General features: G+C 70.2%; 7 protein-coding genes. 5 read left to right on the top strand and 2 right to left on the bottom strand.

Going from position 1 to position 10,750, the window contains the following annotated elements:
- Positions 1–51: 51 nt before the first annotated feature.
- Both ABT147_RS24225 and ABT147_RS24220 read right to left on the bottom strand, forming a co-directional pair.
- Entirely contained in the window at positions 52–261 is a 210-nt protein-coding gene (locus ABT147_RS24225; RefSeq protein WP_351409504.1) for a DUF397 domain-containing protein, read from the bottom strand.
- Positions 243–1,085, bottom strand: a complete 843-nt coding sequence (locus ABT147_RS24220; RefSeq protein ID WP_351409501.1) for a helix-turn-helix domain-containing protein — start codon at positions 1,083–1,085, stop codon at positions 243–245. The genes ABT147_RS24225 and ABT147_RS24220 overlap by 19 nt, the downstream gene beginning before the upstream one ends.
- Before the next feature lie 208 nt (positions 1,086–1,293).
- Between ABT147_RS24220 and ABT147_RS24215 the strand changes: the two genes are divergently transcribed.
- The 5 genes from ABT147_RS24215 (at position 1,294) to pglZ (ending at position 10,730) form a co-directional block, all read left to right on the top strand.
- Positions 1,294–1,545: a hypothetical protein gene (locus tag ABT147_RS24215; RefSeq protein ID WP_351409499.1), complete on the top strand. Its 252-nt coding sequence runs from the start codon at positions 1,294–1,296 to the stop codon at positions 1,543–1,545.
- The gene (locus tag ABT147_RS24210; RefSeq protein ID WP_502983145.1) at positions 1,542–1,772 is read left to right on the top strand and encodes a hypothetical protein; all 231 of its coding nucleotides are present in this window, start codon (positions 1,542–1,544) and stop codon (positions 1,770–1,772) included. Before ABT147_RS24215 ends, ABT147_RS24210 begins: the two co-directional genes overlap by 4 nt.
- Before the next feature lie 185 nt (positions 1,773–1,957).
- Entirely contained in the window at positions 1,958–3,850 is a 1,893-nt protein-coding gene (locus tag ABT147_RS24205; RefSeq protein WP_351409497.1) for a DNA/RNA helicase domain-containing protein, read from the top strand.
- A gap of 92 nt (positions 3,851–3,942) precedes the next feature.
- Positions 3,943–7,833, top strand: a complete 3,891-nt coding sequence (gene pglY / locus ABT147_RS24200) for a BREX-2 system ATPase PglY (RefSeq protein ID WP_351409495.1) — start codon at positions 3,943–3,945, stop codon at positions 7,831–7,833.
- A complete protein-coding gene (pglZ, locus tag ABT147_RS24195; RefSeq protein WP_351409493.1) occupies positions 7,830–10,730 on the top strand; it encodes a BREX-2 system phosphatase PglZ in 2,901 nt (966 codons plus the stop codon). The genes pglY and pglZ overlap by 4 nt, the downstream gene beginning before the upstream one ends.
- The last annotated feature ends 20 nt before the right edge of the window (positions 10,731–10,750 follow it).

Here is a 10,750-nt window from a genome sequence, read left to right as displayed (position 1 = left end):
CTACGCCAACGGCCCGCGACCCGCGCAGATCGCGGGCCGTTGCCGGTCTGTTCAGTTGCCCAACTGTCCGCTTCTGACTGCCGTAACAAAGAAGGACCAGTCAGCAGCCGGGAACACGAGCACTGGGCCATGCGGAACCTTGCTGTCCCGCACTGGCACGGCAGCGGCGAAGTCATCAGAGACCTCGACGCACGCGCCACCGTCCTGGTTGCTGTAGCTGCTCTTGCGCCAGGAGGCGGCAGTCAGGTCGATGGATCGCACGTTGCTTCCTCCAACATCCGCAGGATGAACTTGCGCGACTCAGCCGGGGTGAGTGCCAGGTCGCGCACCGCATCGTACGTCTTCTGCAAACGCACAACTGGTCCTGATTCCTCGATGAGTTCGCCCCGGTATCCATTCTCGGTATACGCCACAGTCCTGCCCTCCGGAAGCAGCAGGTACCACATGTCGGCGCTCATGAGACCGTGCAGCCCTGCGCTCTGAAGAAGCACATGGACCGTCACGTTGGGACGCTCCGCAGCTTCCCCCAGGTACTCAAGCTGTGCCCGCCACTCCCCCACACCCCGCAACGGAGTCCGCAGCACCGCCTCCGACAGGATCGTCCGGAACGGCGGCGCATCCTCCCCCTCCAACAACTCCCGCCGCCCCATCCGAGCCTCGACCTGCTGCTCAAGCTCCTTCCCCTTGAGCCCGCCCGCCGCCAACACCTCCCGCGCATACCCCGGCGTCTGCAACAACCCCGGCAACACGCTCACCGCGAAGTGCCACAGGCTCACCGCCTCCGCCTCCAGCGCCATGTACCGCCGATACCGCTCGCGGAACTGCGTATGGTCCCCGGCGGCCAGCTCCCACAGCGCTAGCAACAGCCCCGGCGTCCCGTAGTGCTGGTCGAGGGCCTGGACGACCTCCGGGCTCCCCAGGGTCTCGCCCTTCTCCATCTTGCCGAACAACGACCAGTCCCAGCCGAGCCGTTCGCCGAGGGCCCGCAGGCTCGTCCCGCTCCCCGCCCGTAGGGTCCGCAACTCCTCGGCGAACCGCTGACGGGGTTCCTGGCTGCGGCCGGTGATGACGCGTCGCTGCGGCATACCGCTCCCTCCGGGACGTTCGCGTGACCGATGTGGAACGTGTGGAACCACCTCGGCACGACGGGGAAGCACGGTCCCGTCCACAGCCCGGTCGCCCACATCCGGACGCATCCTCGTAACGCCCGGACTACTCAGCGTAATTGGCCCAGCGCGGCCGCAACAAGAAATCAGTGGAAGCGCACCAACAACCACACCGACGAGGACCCACATGCCCCCCACACCCCACGCTCCCCACACCCCCAAGACCCAGGAAGCCCTCGACGCCCGCGACGCCCTCGCCGCCGCCCTCACTCAGGCCGGCATCCAGCTCCCCGCGATGGACATCCGCACCCCCTGGGCGGACGACCGCAAGGATGACCACAACGGCGAAGCCCCGTACGCCCTCGTCCACCTCGGCGTGTGCTCCGCCCCCGTCGCCCACTTGCTCGCGGACGTGATCACGAAGGGAATCACCGGGTGACGGGCGACGCCGACGGGATTCCCGGCGTCGGCGAGACCGTCCACGACACCGCCCGCGACCGCGTCGGGCAGGTCATGGGCCACGTAGGCCCGTACGTCCAGCTCCGTCCCCTCGCCGGTGGCCGCGAATGGGACGCCCACCCGAACCACCTCCGCGCCCTCACCCCGTCCGAGCTACTCAGCGCCCTCGTCGCCGAAGCGAACGCCCGCAGCAGACAACCCCGATGACAGCCCCAACCTGGCCGACTCCGTACCGACCCCCTCCCGGTGATCAACACGCTCACCTAGGATGACGAGAACCATCTCAGCGGCCCGACGGGCTTCCTGATCCGCCTCGCGAGAGTGCGCGGCGGGCCTCGAAGGACATGCCCCCACCCGCACGAGTCTTCTTCGTGCTGCCTGGGGGCATTTTCTTGCTGTTCCGTGAGTCCGCGTCGTCCGTGGCCGCTCGCATCCTCGAAGGGTCGCTGGCGCTGCATCTGACCGAGAACTTCCGTCACCTGCACGGCCGTAACGCCGGGCAGTCGGAAATAAGGTCCTGGGAACGCAGCCTCCCGGCTCTCGTCAACGCCCTCATGGACGCCGGGCTCGGCGACGTCGACGTCCTCATCGAATACAGCCTGCCCCTCACCAGCAAGCGCGCCGACGCCGTACTCGCGGGCGTGCACCCGACCACGGGCGAGCCGTCGTACGTCATCGTCGAACTCAAGCAGTGGAGCGCGGCCTACCCGGAGGAGGACGAGCCGCTGCTGTGCCGTATCGACGCGTATCCGAATCCCGTGCTCAACCCGGTCGAGCAGGTCCGGGGCTACTGCGAGTACCTGCTGTCGTTCAACGGCGCGCTGGAGCGGATGCCGAAGGCCCTGGCCGGGGTGGCGTTCCTGCACAACGCGACCGAATCCCGCATCGCGGGGCTGCGGGGCGTCAAGGAGGACCAGCACGGCCGGATGTACACCGGCGAACAGCGCGGCGCCTTCCTGGACTTCCTACGCTCCCGGCTCGCCGCGAAGCCCGGCGCGGAGGCGGCGGACGTACTGCTCGCCGGCAAGATCCGGCCGTCCAAGCAGCTCATGGCCGTCGCGGCGGCCGAGATCCGCGACCGCGAGCAGTTCGTCCTCCTCGCCGAGCAGCGGGTCGCCTACGAGATGGTGATGTCCGCCGTACGCAAGGCCAAGCGGTCCAACCACAAGCAGGTCGTCGTCGTGACCGGCGGTCCCGGTTCCGGCAAGAGCGTGGTCGCGCTCTCGCTCCTCGGCGAGCTGTACCGACGCGGGATGACCGCGTTCCACGCCACCGGGTCCGCGTCGTTCACCAAGACCATGCGCAAGATCGCCGGGGCGCGGAAGCCCGCCGTGCGGGACCTGTTCAAGTACTTCAACAGCTTCATGGACGCCGAGCCGAACGACCTCGACGTGCTGATCTGCGACGAGGCCCACCGGCTGCGCAAGACCTCCGCCAACCGCTATACCAAGGCGGAACTGCGCACGGGCCGACCGCAGGTGGCGGAGCTGATCGACGCGGCCAGGGTGCCGGTGTTCCTGCTCGACCAGCACCAGGTCGTGCGGCCCGGCGAGATGGGCACCAAGGCGGAGATCCAGCGGGCCGCCGCCGCCCAGGGCCTCGAGTGCACGGTCGTGGAACTGGACGGACAGTTCCGGTGCGGCGGCAGTGACGCGTACGAGAAGTGGGTCGTCGACCTGCTCGGACTGGAGGGCGGCACACCCAGTCCGTGGGAGCCGGACGGCAAGCTGGATCTACGGACCGCCGAGAGCCCGCAGGAGCTGGAGGACTTCCTCGTCGCCCGCCGGGCGGACGACTACAGCGCGCGGATGTCGGCCGGCTACTGCTGGAAGTGGACCAGGGAGGTCACTCCCGGCATGACCGAGCTGCCCACCGACGTCGTCATCGGACAGTGGGCGCGGCCCTGGAACGTGTACGGCGACCGGTCCGTGCTCGGTGCGCCGGGCTCGCCTCTGTGGGCCACCGATCCGGGCGGTTTCGGCCAGGTCGGCTGCGTCTACACCGCGCAGGGCTTCGAGTACGACTGGTCGGGCGTCATCATCGGGCCCGACCTGGTGTGGCGTACGGACCACTGGGTTGTAGAGCGGTCGGCGTCGAAGGACCCGATCTTCACGAAGGCGACGCCGGACAGCGAGATCAACCGACTGATCCGCAACACCTACAAGGTGCTGCTGACCCGGGGCATGGTCGGCACGATCATCTACTCGACGGACCAGGAGACGCGCGACAAGCTGCGCTCGCTCGTGCAGCCGGCGTCCGGGGTGGAGGCGCCCGCCCTCGTGTAGTCGCTCGTGTGCGAAAAGTGGTCATCCGTTGTCAGTGGTACGCCATACGATCGGATGAGCCCGCGCAGCCGCCCGTCGGAGAGTGATCGTTCATGGTCCAGCAGCCGCCCCTGCTCCGCGATGTCATCGACATCAAGGAGTCCATCTCCACGTCGGACTTCGTGCTTCAACTCTCGGAGGCGACGACCCCGGAGGGTGCCGAGCGCGCGCTGCGGGACTACGTGGTCACGGAACGGCTGCTGGAGAACTTCGACGAGGCGCTCGGGCTGATCCGGTCCGCGCTCGACGGGCACACATCGAAGGCGTCCTACCTGCACGGGTCGTTCGGTTCCGGTAAGTCGCACTTCATGGCGGTGCTGCACGCGCTGCTCAGCGGGGCCCCGGCGGCCCGTGGGCGGACGGACCTGGACCCGGTGCTCACCAAGCACGAGTGGCTGGGCACGGAGGGGAAGCGGTTCCTGCTCGTGCCGTACCACATGCTCGGGGCGAAGGCCCTGGAGCAGCGGGTCCTGGGCGGGTACGTCAGCCATGTCAAGAAGCTGCACCCCGAGGCGCCGACGCCACAGGTGTACCGGACGGACGCCCTGTTCGAGGACATCCGGGCGATGCGATCCCGCCTGGGGGACCAGGCGGTGATCGGGGGCCTCACCTCGGCGGACGGCGGCGACGGCGCGGCGGACGAGGAGGACGAGTGGGGCGAGGCGTTCGGCTGGACACCTCAGCTGCTCGACACCGCCCTGGCCGCCGAGGAGATCCACGAGGGCGGTCAGGCGCTCAACCTGGTCAGCCCCTCGACGCCGGCCGAGCTGCGGGCGCGGTTGGTCCAGGACGCGAGCACGCACCTGCTGCCGGGCTTCGCGAAGAACGCCGCCGAGGACGAGCACGGATTCGTCTCGCTCGACGCCGGCCTGTCAGTGATCGCCGAGCACGCCAAGGCGCTCGGTTACGACGGGCTGATTCTCTTCATGGACGAGCTGATCCTGTGGCTCGCGACCCTCATCCACGACCAGAAGTTCGTGGCCCGGGAAGCCGGCAAGATCACCAACTTCGTGGAGGGCGGCGACGCCCGCCGTGCGGTCCCGGTGATCTCGTTCATCGCCCGCCAGCGTGACCTGCGCGAGCTGGTCGGCGAGGAGGTGTCGGGGGCGGCCGAGGCGTCCATCCAGGACACGCTCAACCTGGCCTCGGGCCGGTTCGACAAGATCACGCTGGAGGACCGCAACCTTCCCCAGGTCGCCCACGCCCGCCTCCTCAAGCCCAAGGACGACGAGTCCGCCGCTCTCGTCACCGCCGAGTTCGAGAAGACCCGCAGGATCCGCCAGGAGGTGTGGGACACGCTCCTGGGCTCCGACCGCGGCGCGGATGGCATCGGCGCGGACGAGGAGAGCTTCCGGCTGACGTACCCCTTCTCGCCGGCGTTCATGGACACCCTCGTGCACGTGTCGTCCGCGCTCCAGCGCAACCGGACCGGCATGAAGCTGATGGGGCAGCTGCTCGCCGACCATCGGGCCGAGCTGCGACTGGGCGACCTCATCCCGGTCGGTGACCTGTACCCGCTGATCACGGCGGGTGGCGACAAGCCGTTCACCGACAGCCTGAAGGTGGTCTTCGAGGCGGCCGACAAGCTCTACCGGACCAAGTTGCGGCCGTATCTCCTCCTCACGCACAACGTGACGGAGGAGGACATCGAGCAGTACGCCCACCGGCCCGACAGCGTCACCGAGCCGGACCTGCTCACCCGGATCAAGCAGTTCGTCGGTGACAACCGGATCGTCGGCACGCTGCTGCTGTCGGCCCTCGCCCCAAGCGTCCCGGCCCTGTCGGACCTGACCATCCGCCGCCTGTCCGCGCTCAACTACGGCTCGGTGGTCGCCCCGATCCCGGGCCGCGAGTACGGCATCCTGAAGAACAAGGTCGCCGAGTGGGCGGGCCGCTTCCCCGAGATCAAGGAGACCGGCACCGAGGCCAACCCCGGTGTCCGGCTCGAACTGTCCGGCGTCGACGTCGACTCGGTGATCGCCAACGCCAACGTCAACGACAACCCCGGCAACCGTGAGGCCCTCGCCAAGCGGATCCTCGTCGAGGAACTCGGCATCGACCAGTCACAGTTGATCAACGAGTTGCAGTTCGCGTGGCGGGGCACCGAGCGCGGTGTCGAGGTGGTGTTCGGCAATGTGGCCGACGAGGACACGCTGCCGGACCACGACCTGATGCCCCAGCAGGACGGTCACTGGCGGATCGTCATCGACCTCCCGTTCGACGAGAGCGAGTGGGGACCGCGCGAGGACGCCAACCGGATGCAGCGACTGCGTGAGCGGCAGGGCGAGCCGTCCCGCAGTGTCGCCTGGCTGCCCACCCACCTCTCCCACCAGCGGTACGCCGACTTCCGTCGCCTCGTCGTCATCGACAAGGCCCTCTCCGACAGCCAGCGGTTCGACGGCCAGTACGCGGGCCATCTGAGCCCCGACAACCGGGCCCGTGCCAAGGGGCTCCTGGAGACCCAGCGGGAGTCGCTGCTCAAGAACGTGAAGGCCGCCTTCAAACAGGCGTACGGCCTCGCGGACAAGAAGGCCACCGATGTGGAGCTCGGCTTCGGCGAGCATCTGCAGTCGCTGCGCGAGGTCGAGGGGCTGACCCTGTCCTTCGGCCAGTCGCTGCGGGACGGCATCCGGCACATCGCCGGCAAGCTGCTCGCGAGCCAGTATCCGGACCACCCGGTACTTGAGGCGGGCGGCAGCAATCCGGTTGTCAAGCCTGCCGACGCGAGGAGGGTGTTCACCCATGTCCGGGCCGCTGCCGAGGCCCGCGACGGGCGGGCCGAAGTTCCCGCCGCCGACCGGCACCTGATGCGGGGTGTGGCCGCTCCCCTGCGGCTGGGACAGCAGAAGGAGGCGTACTTCGAGCTGTCGCACTACTGGGCGGACCACTTCCGGCAGCTCGCCAGCGGCCAGGGCGTCACCGGCGACCTCAGCCTGATCACCCTCACCGACTGGACGGACCGGCCGACGCCGCGCGGTCTTCCAGCCTTCCTCGCCCGGCTGGTCGTGGCCTCGTTCGCCGAGATGGACGACCGGGTGTGGGTGCGCAACGGCACCCCGCTCGACCCGGCACCCGCGCTGAACGAGATCAAGGACCATGACGCGCTGCGCAGCCAGCCACTGCCCTCGGAGGAGGACTGGGCGTCCGCCCGGCAGCGGTTCACGGCGGTCTTCGGCGAGCCGGCCCCCACGCTGCGGCGTGGCCGCATGGTCAACCAGCTCGCCCGGCAGATCGCCCAGCAGGCGGGCGCCCACCAGGAGGCGGCCCGTGAGCTGGTGACCCAGCTGGAGCGGCACGCCGGCTTCCTCAAGCTCGACGAGACCGCCGAGGGCGGGCGCCTCGCCCTCGCACGGCGGGCCGTCGAACTGCTCCAGGAACTCACGCGCTCGGCCGGTCAGGGTGCCGCCGGAGCCCGGAAGACCGTCGAGGCCCTGGCCGGCTTCGACTTCGGCGAGGTCGGCGCGGACCGGTTCGGGACCTCGATCAAACAGGCCCGAGCGGTGGCGCAGGCGCTGGACTCGGCGTCCTGGACCACCCTCGACCTGGCGACCTCGGAAGGCCCAGAGGGAGAGGCTCTGCTGGAGTCCCTGCGCAACGCCGCGCAGAGCGACCAGCGGACCAACGACCTGAAGGAGGCGCTGACCCGGACGCAGCGCGAGGTGCTGGCGCTGGTGAAGCGCAACCGCGCGACGCCGACTCCGCCGCCTGCTCCCCCGGCTCCGCGCCCCGGAGACGTACCGCTCGACACCCCGAGCAGTCACCCACCGGTCTCCGAGCAGACGCCGAGCACGACTCCGTCCACCCCGGGACGGGTGAAGCGCTCCGGCGGCGGGCGGACCACGGCGGCCCGCGCGGTGGCCGAACTCCAGGCGGAGATCGCGGAGCTGGCAGCTCGTGAGCCCGGCACCGCGGTCGAGATCACCTGGCGGGTCGTCGAAGGATGAGCACCGCGACGACCAGCACGGTGGCGGTGCGGCTGAACCTCGCGACGATCACCCAGTACCTCTCCGCCCAGAGCTCCCTCGCCGACGCTCTCGCGGGCCGGGACCGGCGGCGGGCCGTCCTGCTGCGCTCCACACCGCAGTGGGACGGACCCGCCGAACACGCCTGGGGCGACGGGCAGTCCGCCCGTATCGCGGCGGCGCCCTCCCCGCTCGCCGTGCACGAGCTGCTGCTCGGCCATCTGTCGGAAACGGCGACCGGGCCCACCCTGCTCGTCGTCCTGACCGACCGCGAACAGAACGAACTCGACCCCGCCATCCTGGCCCGCGCCCACAAGGCCCGCATCGACACAGTGGACAGCTGGGACGTGGTGCGGGACGCGTTCGGAGCGCATCAGGTCGACCAGCGGCTCAGGGACGACAAATGGGCCGCGGAGGCCCTGCTGGACGCGGCGCCGCCGAGAGGTGGCTGGCCCCGGCTGGGGGGCGGCATCCTGTCGCGCGGCACCGCGCTGTCCGCGCTCGCGCTGCGACGCCTGAGGCTGGGCAGCTACCAGGACGAGGCGGCCCGTCAGGACCACACCACGTCCGCCGACCGGCTCGACACGCACGCGCTGCTGGGCTGGTCCCTGCTTCCGGGACGTCCGGAGCTGTTTCTGGCGCTGCGCGGCCCCGAACGCGGCGGCCTGGCGCAGTTCCTGGGCGAGGACGACCGCGCCGGACTTCCGGGACGGGCGCTCCTGGCCCTGGTCGAGGCCGAGCACGGACCGGACGCCGTGGCGTTCGGACTCGTCTGCGCCGCGCTGTGGTGCCATGCCGAACCGGACGCAGCCGTCTACACGGCGCGCGGTCGCGCGGAGCGCTGGTTCGGAGAGCGCCCGCCGGCTCGGGGCGAGCAGCTCGACGCCATGGCGGCCGCCTTCGGCCGGGCCTCGGAGGACTACGTCGGCACGCTCCTCGCCGGAGCCGCCAGAGACGGTGGCGCAGGCGCGGAAGCAGCCCGCGAGGCCCGCCGGACCAGCGACACGGTACTGGAGCGTGCCTCGCTGCTGGTCCGCCAGTTCGGTGCGGAAGCCGCCGCCAGGACCAGCCCCCTCCTGCCGGCCGGTCTGGACGCAAGGTTCACCGCGGTCGGGGCGGCCCTGGCAACCGGTGAGCCGGGACCGCTCGACATGGCCGTGCGTTCCCTGAGCGAGCACCGGCGTGCGCAAGGACCGGAGGTCCGGTCACGGATCGAGCGGACCCGCATGGCGCAGCGGCTCGTCCTGTGGCTGGGCACCGAGCCGACGGTGGACGCGGCTCACGTCGGCGCGGCCATAAAGCGCCATGTCGACGAGACCGCATGGGTCGACCGGGCCCTGGAGCACATCGAGGCCGGCGGGGACCCCGACGACCGGCTGAGGGCCGCCTACGACACGCTGGCCGAGCGTGTACGGGAACACCGACACGAGATCGACCGCGACTTCGCCCGCGTCCTGGCGACCTGGACCGCCGCGGGCACCGATCCCGGCGGAATGCTGACGGTGGAGACGTTCCTGGAGCGGGTGGTGAAGCCGGTGGTGCGGAGCACCGACCGGCGCGTGCTGCTGATCGTCCTGGATGGGATGAGCGCGGCCATCGCCACCGAGCTGGGCGAGGAACTGCGTGCTTCCTGGGCCGAGTTCGATCCGGTGGCCGAGGTGGGGAAACCTCCGCGACGCCGTGCCATGGCCGCGGCTCTTCCCACTCTCACCTCCGTGTCCCGTACTTCGCTGTTCGCGGGCAGACTGACGCAGGGATCGCAGAACGACGAAGCGCAACTGTTCCCCGCCCTCCCGCTCTGGGGCGGGGCGCCCGCGGCCGTGTTCCACAAGGACGACCTGCGGGCCGAGAGCGCGGGAGACACGTTCGGACCCGCGCTCACCGAGGCGCTCATGGACGGCCGTACGCATGTCGCGGTCGTCCTCAACGCGATCGACGACCGGCTCGCCAAGGAACAGAAGCTGGGTGACGGGGCCTGGCAGACCGGGCACATCCCGGGCCTTCCGGACCTGCTGCGGATCGCCGCCTCGCAGGGGATGGCCGTGGTCATCACCAGCGACCACGGCCATGTCGTCGACCGGCACGGGGTGAAGGTGGACACCGGCTCGCCGTTGTCCGCCCGACACCGCGCCCCGGACGGCGAGACGGGCCCCGCCGAGGTCGCGTTGCACGGCACCCGGGTGGTCGCGCCGCAGCCGGGAGGATCGATCGTCGCCCTGTGGGACGCCGACTCTCGGTACACGGCTCGCAAGGCCGGCTATCACGGCGGTGCGTCCCTCGCCGAGTTCACGATTCCGGTCCTGGCCTTCCTGCGGTTCGAAGCGTCCCCTCCTCCGTCCTGGCGGGAGTTGGGGGATCAGCGACCGACCTGGTGGCTCCTGGAGGAGCCCACGCCGCTCCCCGCCACCGTCTCACCCGCCCCGGCGGCCACCGCGAAGCGGCCGACCCGGCAGAAGCCGACGAAGGTCCAAGCCCAACTGGCGCGTACGCACGACTCGTTGTTCGAAGTCGCCGTGGTCCCGGCGTCCGCCGAGGAGGAGACACTGGTGACCGCCACCCTCGTCGGTCCCGACGACGCACTCGTATCGGCCCTCTTCGCCTCGGAGGCGTTCCAGGGGCAGATCGGTCTGCTCGCGCGCAAACCGCCGATGGACAAGGTGGAAGGAGCGATCCGGGCCCTGCTCGACGCCGGGGGCACGCTGCCGGTGACAGCCCTCGCCCAGCGCGTGTCCTACCCGACCACCCGCGCCGACGGGTTCGCCGCCATCCTGCGCCAACTACTCAACTACGACGGAGTGCAGGTCCTGGAGACGCTGCCGGACGGGCGGACCGTCCGCCTCGATCTCCCCCTGCTCCGCGTGCAGTTCGACCTAGCCTGACGTTTCATCAGTCCTGTCGC

Origin of the sequence: Streptomyces sp. NPDC001868, assembly GCF_040297125.1 — a bacterium.
Taxonomy (GTDB): Bacteria; Actinomycetota; Actinomycetes; order Streptomycetales; family Streptomycetaceae; genus Streptomyces.
This window is presented reverse-complemented; position numbering and strand designations above follow the sequence as displayed.

Bases quoted from the DNA above. Each gene is read 5' to 3' on its own strand.
- pglY (WP_351409495.1), top strand. From the start codon at position 3,943: ATGGTCCAGCAGCCGCCCCTGCTCCGCGATGTCATCGACATCAAGGAG.
- pglZ (WP_351409493.1), top strand. From the start codon at position 7,830: ATGAGCACCGCGACGACCAGCACGGTGGCGGTGCGGCTGAACCTCGCG.
- ABT147_RS24220 (WP_351409501.1), bottom strand. From the start codon at position 1,085: ATGCCGCAGCGACGCGTCATCACCGGCCGCAGCCAGGAACCCCGTCAG.
- ABT147_RS24215 (WP_351409499.1), top strand. From the start codon at position 1,294: ATGCCCCCCACACCCCACGCTCCCCACACCCCCAAGACCCAGGAAGCC.